This window comes from Mesorhizobium sp. BR1-1-2 (genome assembly GCF_020165435.1).
GTDB lineage: Bacteria > Pseudomonadota > Alphaproteobacteria > Rhizobiales > Rhizobiaceae > Mesorhizobium.
In genome coordinates this window covers 220382-234148 of the sequence record NZ_JAIUID010000007.1, presented here as the reverse complement: position 1 = coordinate 234148, position 13767 = coordinate 220382, and the positions used below count along the sequence as shown (strand labels likewise).

Annotated in this window: 12 protein-coding genes; 7 read left to right on the top strand and 5 right to left on the bottom strand. The window is 62.1% G+C overall.

Annotated elements, in window-relative coordinates:
- The first annotated feature begins 68 nt into the window (after positions 1–68).
- Positions 69–1037 (top strand): plasmid partitioning protein RepB, encoded by a 969-nt coding sequence (gene repB / locus LB551_RS18755; RefSeq protein ID WP_224660064.1) that lies wholly within the window; start codon positions 69–71, stop codon positions 1035–1037.
- A 156-nt stretch (positions 1038–1193) separates the two neighbouring features.
- Positions 1194–2540 carry a plasmid replication protein RepC gene (gene repC, locus LB551_RS18750; protein WP_224660063.1) on the top strand — a complete coding sequence of 449 codons (1347 nt, stop codon included), beginning with the start codon at positions 1194–1196 and terminating at the stop codon, positions 2538–2540.
- Between the two features lie 182 nt (positions 2541–2722).
- Here the strand turns inward: repC and LB551_RS18745 are convergent, their stop codons facing one another.
- Entirely contained in the window at positions 2723–3892 is a 1170-nt protein-coding gene (locus LB551_RS18745; RefSeq protein ID WP_411970952.1) for a site-specific integrase, read from the bottom strand.
- 228 nt (positions 3893–4120) lie between these two features.
- Here LB551_RS18745 and LB551_RS18740 point away from each other — a divergent pair, with 228 nt between their 5' ends.
- From LB551_RS18740 to scpB, 3 genes are all read left to right on the top strand, one after another.
- Positions 4121–5071, top strand: coding sequence for a GSU2403 family nucleotidyltransferase fold protein (locus LB551_RS18740; protein ID WP_224660062.1), 951 nt, complete (start codon positions 4121–4123; stop codon positions 5069–5071).
- Between the two features lie 245 nt (positions 5072–5316).
- Positions 5317–6336, top strand: a complete 1020-nt coding sequence (locus LB551_RS18735) for a DUF1403 family protein (RefSeq protein WP_140551982.1) — start codon at positions 5317–5319, stop codon at positions 6334–6336.
- 5 nt (positions 6337–6341) lie between these two features.
- On the top strand, positions 6342–7055 hold the full coding sequence (gene scpB, locus LB551_RS18730; protein ID WP_181172530.1) for an SMC-Scp complex subunit ScpB: 714 nt from the start codon (positions 6342–6344) through the stop codon (positions 7053–7055).
- Between the two features lie 471 nt (positions 7056–7526).
- Here the strand turns inward: scpB and LB551_RS18725 are convergent, their stop codons facing one another.
- The 4 genes from LB551_RS18725 to LB551_RS18710 all read right to left on the bottom strand — a co-directional run bounded on the left by LB551_RS18725 (position 7527) and on the right by LB551_RS18710 (position 10959).
- Entirely contained in the window at positions 7527–7811 is a 285-nt protein-coding gene (locus tag LB551_RS18725) for a hypothetical protein (protein WP_140551855.1), read from the bottom strand.
- Positions 7808–8956, bottom strand: a complete 1149-nt coding sequence (locus tag LB551_RS18720) for a nucleotidyl transferase AbiEii/AbiGii toxin family protein (protein ID WP_140551856.1) — start codon at positions 8954–8956, stop codon at positions 7808–7810. Before LB551_RS18720 ends, LB551_RS18725 begins: the two co-directional genes overlap by 4 nt.
- Entirely contained in the window at positions 8937–9677 is a 741-nt protein-coding gene (locus LB551_RS18715) for a DUF6088 family protein (protein WP_224660061.1), read from the bottom strand. Before LB551_RS18715 ends, LB551_RS18720 begins: the two co-directional genes overlap by 20 nt.
- Positions 9678–10059: 382 nt before the next feature.
- A complete protein-coding gene (locus LB551_RS18710) occupies positions 10060–10959 on the bottom strand; it encodes a LysR substrate-binding domain-containing protein (RefSeq protein WP_224660060.1) in 900 nt (299 codons plus the stop codon).
- Between the two features lie 167 nt (positions 10960–11126).
- Here LB551_RS18710 and LB551_RS18705 point away from each other — a divergent pair, with 167 nt between their 5' ends.
- Together LB551_RS18705 and LB551_RS18700 are read left to right on the top strand one after the other, a co-directional pair.
- A complete protein-coding gene (locus tag LB551_RS18705; protein ID WP_224660059.1) occupies positions 11127–12527 on the top strand; it encodes an MmgE/PrpD family protein in 1401 nt (466 codons plus the stop codon).
- Entirely contained in the window at positions 12517–13758 is a 1242-nt protein-coding gene (locus LB551_RS18700; protein ID WP_140551860.1) for an FAD-dependent oxidoreductase, read from the top strand. Before LB551_RS18705 ends, LB551_RS18700 begins: the two co-directional genes overlap by 11 nt.
- Positions 13759–13767: the final 9 nt, after the last annotated feature.

Below are 13767 nucleotides of genomic sequence, written 5' to 3'. Positions count from 1 at the left end.
TTACTGCAGTAAAAACGGGTGGTTTTGTCCACAAAATCAGGCTCCTAGCCGATTTCGGAAACGGTTGAATGGCACGTAAAGACATATTCGGCAGTGTGATGGGCTCCTCCGCCTCCGTCGAGCAAGCCAGGGACGTGTCGGGCTACGCGGTTCGCGGCGCATCGCGTTCCATCATGCAATCGTTCGAGGAGCTGTCGAAAAGCTCGGTCGTGGATCTGGATCCTGAGCTGGTCGACAATTCGTTCGTGGCGGACCGCATCGGGGACGATGAGCAAGAATTTGCCGAACTGGTGCGTGCCATCCGCGAACGCGGGCAAGATTCTCCAATCCTGGTCAGGCCGCATCCCTCGTTCCCTGGGCGCTACCAAACGGTTTTCGGGCATCGAAGGGTCAGGGTCGCCCGTGAGCTGGGCAGGCCTGTGCGCGCCGTTGTCAAGCAAATGGGCGACGAGGAGCACGTTGTAGCCCAAGGACAGGAAAACGCCGCCAGAGCTAACCTGTCGTTCATCGAACGGACGCTTTTCGGTGAGCGCATGCTCGAGAAGGGATATTCCCCCGATATCGTCAAGTCGGCATTGGCGCTCGACGATACGACGTTCTCCAAGATGCGTTCTGTGTCCAGCAACATCGCCGAACCCATCATCCTGGCGGTCGGCGCGGCCAAGGGGATTGGCCGTGATCGGTGGTGGCAGCTGGCCAAGCTTATGGAGCATCCAGCCAATACCGCCAAAGCCCATGACCATATCCAATCGGGCGAGTTTCTCCAGGCCAGCAGCGATGCCCGTTTCAATCAGCTTTTCGAGGTGCTGGCCGCAAACGGCAAGGCCGCAAGATCGACGCCGCCGCGAGCACAGGCGAGCGCCTGGGCGCCAAAAGACAATTCCGTGAAGGCAAAGATCACCGATGACGGCAAGGTATTCACGCTCGCCCTGAAGTCCAGGGAGGCTTCGGCCTTCGGAACCTTCATCGCCGGCAGGCTCGAGGTGCTCTTCGAGGCGTTCCGAGAGGCACAATCTGGGAAGACAACAGGAGACTAAACCGCAAAAGAAAAAGGCCCCCGAACGTCACCGTCACGGAAGCCCTTCTCAAGTCTGTCGCAAGCTGAGAATCGCAAATCCGCGAATCACTGTCAAGTGTCCTGGGCGTCGTTTTGGCGAGCAGATTTCTTTTGCCTGATTAGAGGCAGAGGGAAAATGGTAACGCATATTTCGACGACGCCGTTTGGGCGGCGGCCGATGACGCTTGGCCTGATCGCCAGCCAAGCGGCTGCAAAAGCAATAGATCGAAATACCACGGTGCCCAAATGGCAGGTGTTTCGAGACATCAGAGAGGCCAGGTCCGCCATAGGCGCGACCGATCGCGCCTTGGCGATCCTCAATGCGCTGTTGTCATTTCACCGTGACGACGAGCTTTCAGGGGAGGGCGGACTGGTCGTATTCCCCTCCAACGAGCAACTTATCCATCGCGCCAACGGCATGTCGCCGGCGACGCTCAGGCGACACTTGTCGGTCCTGGTGACTTGCGGCCTGGTGATCAGGCGCGACAGTCCGAACGGCAAACGCTTCGCCCGCAAGGGAGAGGGCGGCCAGATCGAACAGGCCTACGGCTTCGACCTGTCGCCGATCGTGGCGCGCGCGCAGGAGTTCAAGCAATTGGCTGGCGCCGTCCAGGCCGAACGGAAAGCCTACCGGCTGGTCAAGGAGCGTCTTACCATCTGTCGGCGCGACATCGTCAAGATGATCGAAGCCGGGCTCAACGAGGACGTCCCGGCCGATTGGCGGCGGTTCCAAAGGCAATTTGAAACGATTGTCGGGCGATTGCCGCGGACGGCGTCGCGCCAGGTGCTGGAGTCGATCGCCGATGAGCTGGAAGACCTGTGGGCTCAGGTGCATCAGCTGTTGGAAACATTCGTAAAATCACAAGATTCGAACGCCAATGAGTCCCATTCTGAGCGCCACATACAGAATTCAAATCCAGATTTTATATCTAACGATGAAACTGAAACCAGCTTTGGAAACAAAAAAGAAGCGAGCAGCAGCGGCGCGCCACACGACAATGTGCGCAGCCTGCCCAAGCGGGACATGCCCTTGGCGATGGTGCTGGATGCCTGCCCGGAACTTCTGACCATGGCCCGCGGCGGCCAAATTCGGACCTGGCGAGACTTTGTGGCGGCGGCCGAGCTCGCCCGGCCCCATATGGGGATCAGCCCAAGTGCGTGGCAGGAAGCGGTCGGGGTGATGGGGCCGGAGAAGGCCGCCATCACCGTTGCCGCAATCCTGCAGCGGACCGACCAGATCAACAGTTTGGGCGGCTATCTCAGAAACCTGACGGAGCGCGCTCGTGGTGGCCAGTTTTCGGTGTGGCCGATGATCATGGCGCTGCTGCGGGCGAGGCTTGATGCACAGGCCGGTACTGGTCCCGCGAAATCGTCCTGGAGCGACGTCGGAGAAGGCAGTGAGTCGGTCGATGGTGGTTCCAATAGCGCCGAAATCAGTGAAGCTTTGCTGCTCAGTATGAAAAAGAAGGGCTGGGATCGATAATCGGTTGGACTTCGCTGCCGGTGTGGGAGGCGGTCAATACCGGGTTCGTCGAAGCGTGCACCAGCCAGTCTATTGGGATCAGCACCTGTTCGGATCCTAAGTCGGCAGGGGAGGGGAGCATCTTGCGTCGCTTGATCCCGAACTGGTTCCCTAGGGGAGGGAAGCGCCTCTTTCGAGGTTGCCTAGAGGCCTGATGCCTTGGTTAGGTTGACTCGGAACCGATCGCGGCGGCGCTGGTACTTGCGGGTCATTTCTGCCGAAGCATGGCCGAGCTGCTTTTGCACATGGCGCTCGTCGACCTCTGCCGAGGAGGCGAGACCGGCGCGTAGCGAATGGCCGGCAAACAGCCTTGGCCGTTCGCCCTCCGGCAGATCGCCCCGCACACCGGCCGCCAATGCCGTCCGCTTAACGACCCGGGCTACCTCCTGGTCGTTGAGCCGATCGGCGCCGACTGCCTTGCCCTGGCAGGTGACGCGCCGAAAGATAGGACCGTGTGCGATGCGCGCCAGCTTGAGCCAGGTCTCCAACGCCACCACCGGGCAGGTGGCATCGGACGAGCCGCGCCCGACTTCCACCTCGCGCCAGCCTGTTTTCCCCCGCAAGATCACCAGCATGCCTTTGTCGAGGACGTCCAACCAGCCGCGGCCGTCCCCGGTCTGGTCGCGGCCGACATCCAGGCCCACGATCTCGGAACGGCGGAGCCCGCCAGCGAAGCCGACAAGCAGCATTGCGCGATCGCGCAGGCCACGCAACGTGCCGCGGTCGAGCGTCTCCAGCATGGCAATAAGATCCTCCGGGAGAATGGCTTCCTTCTGTAGAGGCGGTTTTGCGTGGCTGTTGCGAATGCCGGCCAGCACCGTCGCGATATGCCGGTCTTTTCTGTCTAATGGCTGGCCGCGCTGGGCAAAATTCCACGTCAGCGAGGATAGCCGGCGCTCGATAGTCGCCACCGAGCTCGGCTTCTTGTCCCCGGTCGCCGTGCCGGAGGCTTGAGCCGTGATGTAGAGGCCGACCACCTGCGGATCAGGTGGAAACATTTCGACGCCTTGTCGGCGGCACCAGCTGGAAAAATGCTTCCAGTCGGACGCATAGGCGCGCCGCGTGTTGGCCGAACTCGCGGCTTCGACATAATCGCGCGCGCGAACGGCGAGGTGCTCGAGGTGGCCGGGTAAGCGCTGCCGGTCCACAAGATTTGACTCCGATAGGGCAGGGGAGGGATCATTCCTGACGGCCGTCAACCGCGCATTTGCCCCGTCAGCGGTATCTTGCGCCATCGCGTGGACGATCTCCACGATATCAGGCAGGTCATCTTGTTCGGGCAATTGCGGATCCTCAACTACGATTCGCAACATATCATGTCAGGGACGGTTAGCTGGAACGTCATCTTCGACCGCCAAAATATGCCCTAAAATCAGAAAAAACAGATCGCGGGGGGTGATGATGTTCAACAGCTTTCATTTTTGTTGAACATGCGGTATGCTCAACAATAACCCATTTCGTTGAGCATCATGATAACACGCCATTCACCGCTCGCTCATTCGGCCTACCACGATCTGCTATCGTCCCTGCGCGACGAGGTCGTGGCCGAGATCCGCGGAACGCCGACGCGGATCGACCGCAACGGCCGCGTCTACTGGTACGACACCTACCGCGTCGGTTCGGACGTCAAAAAGACCTATATCGGGGAAGATAGCGAGGAACTTCGCCTTCGGATGCAACGCATCCAAGCGCTGCGCGACGACCGCGACGATCGCCGACGCAATCGCGCGCGGCGGGTCCGCTTGCTACGTGCGGAAGGGTTCCTTGGCGTCGATGCAGCAACCGGCAGCCTTCTGCATGCATTTGCTTCCGCCGGAGTTTTCCGCCTCGGCGGGACGGTCGTGGGAACTCAGGCCTTCCGCCTCTACGAGGGCGAGCTCGGCGTTCGCTTCACCCTTGACCAGACTGCTCAAACGAACGACGTCGATATCGCCAGCTTCGAGCGACTCTCGATCGCCCTGAAGGACAGTGTGTCGGCGCCGCTTGAACGGGTTCTCAAGGATTTCTCATTCGAACCGGCGCCGACGCTGGACCCCGGCAAGACCTGGCGCTGGAAGCAAACGCGCAACGAGACGCTCGTCGAATTCCTGACGCCGTCTTTTGCCGAGGAGGAGGGACTGCGTCCACTGCCGGCGCTTGGCGTCCATGCCCAATCCTTGCATCATCTCAACTATCTCCTGGCAGAGCCAATGCTGGCAGCCGTTACCTATCGCGACGGCGTGCTCGTGCAAATTCCGCGACCGGAACGCTTCGCAATCCATAAGGTCATCGTTGCCGATCGCCGCCGCGATGGGCCGGACAGCTTAAAATCCATTAAGGACCGGTTGCAGGCGGAATTCCTGGTCGATGTGCTCGCAACCGATCGGCCGGACGACCTGCGTGAGGCTCTCGAGGACGCTCTGGCGCGCGGCAAGCGCTGGCGGGACAGGATTGCGGCCACATTGAAACGATCGCCATCGCTGCAGGCTGCCCTTGGCGACATGATGCGATAGCAGCCGCACCAGAAAATGTTTGGCAATGAACAAATGCGCGTTCTCAATGAACGCGATTTCTCGTCGATCTGACGCCTAAACGAGCCCGTCTGCCGTGAAAAAAGGGGTCAGAGAGGCCATCTCTGAGCGGCTTTGCGAAACGAGCGATAATGCAACATTATCGTTCGTTTGTTGTCCACGACAGGCGCGGCGCTTCTACGCTTTTAGGCTTGCAGAAAGCGCCGCCACGATTCATCCTGCCAACCATGATTCTGCGGCCCAAATCCCTCCTGCGTCACACCAGCGCTCTCTCCAGCGGCATCACTGCCGCCCCGGTATCCGCCGTGCCGCATTGGCTGCGCCGCGCCGTCCCGGATGCGCAAAGCCTTGCGGGAAAAGATGTTGAAGAGGTCGCGCTCACCGCAGGCGCCGCCATCGGCGCGCTCGATGCGGTGGTCCGCCAGCAGAACCGATGGGCCGGCGCCTGGCGGCAGCGGCTGGCGCTTTCGGCGGCCGCGGTAACGGCAAAGCAGGCCGGCCGCGTCGAGGATGAAGCGGCCCTGCGCGATGCCGTTCTGCTCACACGGCCCGGAGACGACGTCGGCCCCGCTGGCCGAATGCTGTTGGCCTGGCGTTGGCTGGCTGCCCGTCCCGCCGAGGATCCTCTGACGGAGAAAAACCTCGCTGCAGTGCTGGAAGATCTCGGTCACGCCCATGACGACGAGGTGATCAGCGACCTGGCAGACGAGGTTCGACAGCTTTCCGCCAGCATCGGAATGGTCGGCATGGTGACCGGCGCGTTCCTGGCCGCCGAACGACATGGCTTCGGCCGCACTTTCGGATGCTGGCTCGTCGACCGGCTGCTGGCGCAGCGGTTGGGCTGGGCACATGCGATGCCATTGCTGGGCGCGGAGGTGGCCTTGGGCTCATCAAGTCCAGGCCGCTCCCGCCGCTCTATAACTACTGCGGCGGCGGGCACCGAAGATGAAGCCAACCTTGCGAAAAGTCTGCTAGCGGCACAGGCACGTGCGGCACTGCGCGCGATCGATTTGTCCGCCGAACTCGGGCGCCGCGCGGACCGGCTGCTTGCGGTCGCGCCGAAGTTGCGCGCCCGAGCGTCGGACCTCGTCATTGAAAGGCTGTTGTCCGACGACGCGGTCGTCGCTTCGGAACAGATCGCTGGCATGAGCGACCGCGGCCTGCGCCGGCTGTTCGACCGCTTGGTCGAACTCAGCGCGGTGCGCGAACTGTCCGGTCGTCCGACCTTCCGTATCTACGGACTCTGACAATCATGGCTGAGAGTGCGACTTGGCGACGAAAGCGAGGACCGGGAGACGACAGCCGGCCAAATGGCCATTTGTTTGATCGGGAGCTAGATCATCTGCCGCCAGAGGCGCGCTGGCGCGAATGGATGCACCGTGTCGAGGCGACCATCTTCGCCGCGAGCGAACCGGTCACGCGCGAGGTGCTTGCCCGGGTCGTCGGCAAGAGCTGCAGTATCGATCTGCTGATCGATGACATTCGCGAAGAACTGCGTGGCCGCCCTTACGATCTGGTGGCCGTCGCCGGCGGCTGGAAGCACCTGACGCGGCCGGCCTATGCCGATGCCATCCGCAGTGCTTTTGGCACAGCCGTCGGCGGTGGTCGGCGTGCCGTGGACCTCACGCAGTCGGACGTGCTGGTGCTGATGTGCATCGCCTATTTCCAGCCGATCACGCGCGGAGAACTGTCGTCGTTTTTTGGGAAAGAGATTTCGCGCGACCTGATCGGCCATCTGCGCGGCGCCGGCCTAATCGCTTCCGGCCCGCGCAGCCCGACGCCAGGCGCGCCCTATACCTATGTCACGACCAAAGAATTCCTGCTCGAGTTCGGCCTCGACACGCTACGCAACCTGCCGGATTTTGAGGCACTCGAGGACGCCGGGCTGCTGTCGAAGGAAAAGCTGCTCGCGGGGGATATTCCCGGATCACTCGCTGCTCGTTCGGACGATATGGAGCTGCCCTGACAATAGTTGAGGCCTTCTCCCCCTGCGCAGGCGTGCCGTCCAGGTCGTCGTAAGGTACGCCCAAGCTATCGCGTAGCTTGGCCGCGCTTTCAGTGTCGCTGGCCGGTATTGTGACCAACATCGCAGGCGCGGCGCTGGCGATCGTACTGATCAGCTGAAGCTCCCCCCTGTTCCTCAGAGGAACGTCGAGCAGGGCAATGGGCATCCCTGCGAAACGATGCAGGCGCTTTTGCAGTGCTTCGTCTGCGAGTGCGAGCAATCGCGCGAGATCGCAATATCTCTTTTCAGTGAGCTCAGCCTCGTAGGCTCCAACGATCGGAGCAAGGTCTGGTGCGGTCGTTGAAACAGCATCGGAGTTAACGCCGACGAGGCGGAGCTCGCTGAGCATGTCGACGATGGAGCTGTGAAAGCCGGGAGTGCCCGCGACGGATTAGTAGACACCAAGTTTGCCCTCCCCCCGAAGGCGATGAATCAAGCCGGTGACCACCGCATCCACTGAGACTCGAGTGATCGGAACAAGTTCATGCCGAGCGAGCAAAGGCCCGGCAGGGCGCGAACGAACTGCGCCCAGCTATGGCGATGCCAACCGAATGCCACACCATTCGTTCGCGCAGCATTGCGAGCGAGTTCACCCGCCGCAGCGAGCGTGGCGCCGACGATCAAAACCTCTTCGTCCTTTCCCCGCTCACGAAGCCAGGCCTGGGCATGCCCGAGCCGCCGCCCAGCCGATACGGACATGATGACTTTGGTGCTCATTGTTTCGGGCCACCCTCAGGTAAGTTCAGTATTAGCCTGTTGGATGGTTCCGCAGATCGGGCGTTGAGGTAGTTATCAAGCGCCTCGATGCTCGCCATGACGTCGGTAAAAGCGGGCGGTGTTCCGAAGATCATCGCCGACATCCGGTCGTAGTCCGCGGCGAGCTTGGCGCGCATGTCTTCCGTCGGAACCAGGCGATAGCTGCCGGGCACCGCGCGGTCGTAGCGATGATCGGGTGCGCGGAACATAAGCTCCTTGTGCTGTCGGCAGGCTTCGGCGAGTTCGCGCAGCGATGCCGTTGCGAGACCGTAGTCGGGATGTGTCCATATCTGATGGACGTCGTAGTAGTGACGCGAGTACCGGTTGAGGTCGGGCACGGGTCGTTCGGGATTGGCGTCCTGCCGACGCTTCTCCGTCATCTCCGTCATGGCATGCAGGATCAGGACCTTCTCCCAGAAGGTGCGCTCCGGCTTGACGGTGGTCACGTCCCGAACGGTGAGGTTCGCCGGTTCCGGCATCTCCGAAGCGATGTAGGGCGTGATTTCCCGCGCCTCAGTCGGCTCGGGATCGGGACGCGCGCCGCCCTCGATGCGGACGGCGGCCTGGACGTAGCTGCCCGCAGACTCGAACACGCTCGTGTAGCCTACCACGAGAATGTCGAGCGCATCCTTGTTCCGGTAAAGGTCAAACCCGAAGCCGAGCGAAAAATGTCCCGGCCGCTCGGCCACTTCCTCGACAGAAGCGATCTCCTTTGTGAGCCTCTCCTGGAGAGGCCCGGAGATGTACTGCCGCGCCGCCTCGTCGACCTTCTCGGCCAGCGCCTTCTGCTGCTGGTTGACCGAGGGGAGCGCGGCGATATCGCCCTCAAGCGGGACATGTAGATCGGCCTTGTAGATGCCGATGTCGATGTCCTCGGAGAAGCGTCGGATCAGCCCATACGCCTTGCTCAGGCTGGTGCCGCCCTTGAAATAGAGCCCGATCGGATCGTCGCTGCGACGGTTGAACAGGAAGTCGAGCACCCAGCAGACGTAGAGATCCTTTTCGACATTGCCCGCCTGGGTACCCAAATGGGCTGCGGCCGCCTCGAAGAGCGCGCGGCGTTCGTCGACGCTTGAGCGCAGGATCTCAATGAACGTCTGCTGCATGATCGCCTTTCGCCGGTTCCGATGCCGGCGCGCTTGCGGTTTGATCCTCGGCGATTCGGCGCGTGATGGTCTCGACCAGCGGATACATCCAAGCGGGGACCCCATGAATATTTTCGCGCAGATCCTCGGCGATCCTGTCTCGATCGGGATTGCGTGACAGGTAGCGGACGATGCCGTTGACGGCTGCCTCGAGGCTCGATCGCTCGTCCCGAAACCACGCCAGCGCCTGAACAACCCGCATCGCCGGCCGCCCCGCCCAGAACGCCGTCTTGGCAGAGATGCGCTTGAAGTCGAGCTTGTAGATGACCGGCATCGTCCCCTTTGGATCACCAGCGTTCGCTTCGATCTCGATTATCCTGGGATAAGTGTCGGCATGGATCGTCGAGCGCGCCGGAACCGCCGTCGTCAGGCCGAGATCGTTCGCGGCGGTCATTCCGTCGACGAGTACGCGCAGCTTGTCGCGCCGGGCAATGGCGTCGACGAACGAGGCGCGAGGCGGAAACACCATCTTGCCGGTCAGCTTGCTGACGCTGGGCTTGTCATAGAGACCGCGATAGGGTCGGCGGATATCGCCGCGCCGGGTCAGCCGCTGCAGCGCCTTCTCGACGGCGTTCGGCGTGCCGATGTCGAGAAAGTCGGCCCGTGACCACACGCCGGCGGGCGCCGCTTGGGCGATCCGGTCATGAATGCGGTCGAGCGTGTCCGATGTCGGGTCTGGCATATTTCCGTTCCTGACCGAAGATTATATACAAAAATTGGTCAGTAGCAAATTGGTAGCTCGTACTGACCAAAATTTGTATTCAAACTTTGGTCACCATTCCTATCAAGGGCGGATACTGAAAATCTGACTGAATCCGAACCTCAGCACAGGATTCCTCGAACTTCTCGGCAGGCAGGCCTTACGAAGCTGGCGCGGGCGGCTGCGTTCGCACACAGTAGCGCCATAGCCGACGCCAAGCCATGTTCACGCTCCGTACTCAAAAAGTCGCATAATTGGCAGTGTGGAATTCGGTGTGATGTCCGGAATTATTTGGCATTTCACGGGTTTATGAGTGTGGGTCGCGGGTGGGTGGCCGATGCATTGCCCGACCCATTATACTCCCTTACACAACTCGCTCCCGCATATGCAGGGCGGCCTGTTCCAGGGTCCAGTTTCTGACGATCTTGACGACGTTGCCTTTGGAGAGCTGGCTTTCCGAAAGGTAGTATGTCCACGGGCTGCCGGCGCGCACCGGGAAGGGCTCGATCAAGAGACCGCGAGCTATGTAGGTTCTGGCGAGCGAATATTGCGTAGCGACGCAGCCCGCGCCCATCGCCGCGAGTTCCAGCGCGATGTTGGAGGCATTCGTGGTGATGCCTTTCTCATAGTCGGAAATGTCGATCTGCAGCGCGTCGCCCATGCACTGCCAGTATTCCTGGCGTCCATGCACGAAGATCCAGTCGACGCCGAGTATATCGCTCGGCGCCTTCAGCGCCTTGGGGCCGGACAGCAGGCTTGGCGCGCAAAGGATGGCAAGCTGGTCGCTCCACAGTTGCACGGCGCCCGGCGGCAAGTCGTCGAAGCGGCGGGTCGAGATGGTGATGTCGGCGATCTGCTCGCTGAGGTCCTCCCAGATCGTGCCGTGCAGAACGACCTCGATCTCGGGATGGACCTGGCGGAACGCGCCCATACATCCGGCCAGCCAGTTTTCGGCAAGGCTCATCGGGCAGGAGATGACGACAGTCCGGTTGCGTGACGAGGCGACGATCGCCTCCGTGGCGTGGTCGATCTGGTCGAGCGCCTGGCGCAGGGTGGGCAGGAAGGCTTCGCCCATCTCCGTCAGTTTCAGGCTGCGCGGATAGCGCACGAAGAGCTGGCGGCCGAGATAATGCTCCAGCCCCCGGACATGGTTGCTGACGGCTGCCTGTGTGTAGCCAAGCTCGCTGGCGGCGAGGGTGAAGCTCAGGTGTCGCGCCGAGCATTCGAACGAGCGGATGTAGTTCAATGGCGGAGGTGGCTTCATGGCATCGCTCCTGATCGAGCCGAAAACTAGACCGTCGCGAACGGGTTTCGCAATCGCTTGCCCTCGTTTTTTTTGTACCATGGCGCCAAACTAATCACGTGATCGGCCCGCGAGACCAAATTATTCGTAGTTATCTGGAAGCGCGCGGTTGGCGAGAGGTGGGCATCATGGACCTGCGGTTGGAACGGGGCGAGCCTGCTTGCACCGTGTTCGGGCGTGTCGCGGAGTTCGTGCTGCGCTCCGCGGAGAATTTCTTTCCAGCCGATGTCCTGAAGGCGGCCTCACTCCAGTTCCTCGATACGATGGGCATCGCCATAGCTGCCGGGCCGATGCAGGCCGGCCGCATTGCGCGGGATGCCGCCGTTTTGCTCTACGGTTGCGGAACGGACCGGCACGCCGCAAGGATGATCTTCGATGGCAGGCGGGTCAGCATCGCGGGTGCTGCCTTCGCCGCCGCGACCCAGACCGACAATCTCGACGGCCATGATGGCTATCCGCCAACCAAGGGCCATATCGGGGTTGCGGTCATCCCAGCACTGCTTGCGCTGGCAGAGGAGAAGCCAGATTTGAGCGGGATCGAAGCGCTCGCCGCGATCGTGGTCGGCTACGAAGTCGCGGGCCGCGCCGGCATCGCGTTGCACGCGACTGTTTCGGATTATCACACCTCGGGCGCCTGGAATTCCCTTGGCGTCGCTGCTGTCGCGGCCCGCCTGCTGCGGCTGAACGACACCCAGTTGCGCGACGCCTTCGGCATTGCCGAATATCATGGGCCGCGCAGCCAGATGATGCGTGAGATCGCGACGCCGACCATGCTGCACGACGGCTCCGGCATGGGCGCACAGGTCGGCCTGTCGGCCGCGGTACTCGCGCAAGCCGGATTCTCCGGCGCTCCGGCCATCACTGTCGAGGCGCCGGAAGTGGCCCGATATTGGGCCGATCTCGGCGATTTCTGGCAGATGCCGCTACAATACGTCAAACCCTATCCCATCTGCCGCTGGGCTCACGCCGCGATCGACGCGACCCGGGCGCTATGCCTGCAGCATGGCCTGCGGCCGCAGGATATAGGCAGGGTCAACGTCAACAGCTTCCACTACGCGGCGACGTTGTTCGACGGCATGCCCGACACAACTTCCAAGGCGCAATACAGCTTGGCCTTCGCCGTGGCCACGATGATCCTGTACGGTCGGATAGCGGTGGAGCATATTTCGGGCCAGGGGCTGCGCGACGGCGCGGTTGGGGAGATGCTGGGGCGCGTCGAGGTCAGCGAATCGGCGAGGCACAGCGCTCGTTTCCCGGAAGGGCGCTGGGCTGACGTGCAGATCGAGACGACAGACGGACGCTTGCTGGATTCCGGTGACGTCCACGCACGCGGCGGTCCTGAAGCGCCCATCAGCGAGGCTGATATCGTCGCCAAATACATGGAGTTCTCGGCGCCGGTTCTGGGCGAAGCCAGGGCGGCCGCGATCCGCGATGCTATACTCGGCCTGACCGGCACGGAAAGCCGGTTCTCGGACCTGTCGGCGCTCATCTACGAACCTCCAGGCGGTCTGGGTGGCCATGCCGCTTAGGCTCCTCAAATACGGGTTCAGCCGCGATTATCCGGTGACCGGCGACATTCCCCGGACGCCCGAGCTCAAGCCGTCCTATGACGTGGTGATCGTCGGCGGCGGCGGGCATGGCCTGGCGTGCGCGCACTATTTGTCGAAATATCATGGCATCACCGACATCGCGGTGCTCGAGAAGGGCTATCTGGCTGGCGGAAACACGGCGCGCAACACCACGACGATCCGCTCCAACTACATCACCCAGGAAGGCATCGCCTTTTACAAGGAAGGCGTTTCGCTGTTCGAGACGATGTCGCAGGAGCTCGACTTCAACGTCATGTTCTCGCAGCGCGGCCAGCTCACGCTTGCCCATACGGAGGCCACGCTGCGCGCCTTCGATCTGCGCGCCGAGATGGGCAAGCACATGGGAACCCGCACCGAAGTCATCGACGCAAAGGAAGTCGAAAAGCTGGTGCCGGAACTGAATATGGATCGCGGCAACGCGCTCGAGATTCTTGGCGGCCTGTGGCACGCCGACGGCGGAACAGCGCGCCACGACGCGGTCGCCTGGGGCTACGCGGCGCAGGCCTCGCGCCGCGGTGTGGAGATTCACCAGCGCACCGAGGTCCAGGGCTTTGAGGTCGAGAGTGGCAATGTCCGGGCGGTGATGACAAACCGCGGGCGCCTCGCATGCGGCGCGGTGCTCATCGCCGCTGGCGGCATGAACTACGACGTCGCGATGATGGCTGGGGTGGAGCTGCCGATCCGCTGCTATCCTTTGCAGGCGATGGTGACGCAGCCGCTGAAGCCGTGGCTGCACACGCTGGTCTCGTCGGTATCGCTGCACACCTATCTTGTGCAGTCCTCGCGCGGCGAGGTCGTCATCGGCGGTGGTTCGGATCCGTACCAGCTCTATTCGACTCGCTCGACGCTGGGCATGAAGGAACATCTGGCCGAGGGCGCCGTGCATCTTTTCCCCTTCCTGCAAGGGGTTCGGCTGTTGCGGCAGTGGGCGGGCATCACCGACATGACGCCGGATTACAGCCCGATCATGGGCGCCAGCCCGCTTGCCAATCTCTGGCTCGACTGCGGATGGGGCACCTGGGGCTTCAAGGCAACGGCCGTGGCCGGAAAACGCATGGCCGAGACCATCGCCAAGGGCCGGGCGCCAGACCTGCTCAAGCCCTTCGCGCTGGAGCGCTTCGAGACCTTCCGGCTGCTCAATGAAATGGGCGCGACGGCGGCGAGCCATTGACCATGAAGC

Coding starts and splice junctions, on each gene's coding strand:
- LB551_RS18725 (WP_140551855.1), bottom strand. CDS start 7,811: ATGAGCACCAAAGTCATCATGTCCGTATCGGCTGGGCGGCGGCTCGGG.
- LB551_RS18715 (WP_224660061.1), bottom strand. CDS start 9,677: ATGCCAGACCCGACATCGGACACGCTCGACCGCATTCATGACCGGATC.
- LB551_RS18710 (WP_224660060.1), bottom strand. CDS start 10,959: ATGAAGCCACCTCCGCCATTGAACTACATCCGCTCGTTCGAATGCTCG.
- repC (WP_224660063.1), top strand. CDS start 1,194: ATGGTAACGCATATTTCGACGACGCCGTTTGGGCGGCGGCCGATGACG.
- LB551_RS18700 (WP_140551860.1), top strand. CDS start 12,517: ATGCCGCTTAGGCTCCTCAAATACGGGTTCAGCCGCGATTATCCGGTG.
- LB551_RS18735 (WP_140551982.1), top strand. CDS start 5,317: ATGATTCTGCGGCCCAAATCCCTCCTGCGTCACACCAGCGCTCTCTCC.
- LB551_RS18705 (WP_224660059.1), top strand. CDS start 11,127: ATGGACCTGCGGTTGGAACGGGGCGAGCCTGCTTGCACCGTGTTCGGG.
- repB (WP_224660064.1), top strand. CDS start 69: ATGGCACGTAAAGACATATTCGGCAGTGTGATGGGCTCCTCCGCCTCC.
- LB551_RS18720 (WP_140551856.1), bottom strand. CDS start 8,956: ATGCAGCAGACGTTCATTGAGATCCTGCGCTCAAGCGTCGACGAACGC.
- LB551_RS18745 (WP_411970952.1), bottom strand. CDS start 3,892: ATGTTGCGAATCGTAGTTGAGGATCCGCAATTGCCCGAACAAGATGAC.
- scpB (WP_181172530.1), top strand. CDS start 6,342: ATGGCTGAGAGTGCGACTTGGCGACGAAAGCGAGGACCGGGAGACGAC.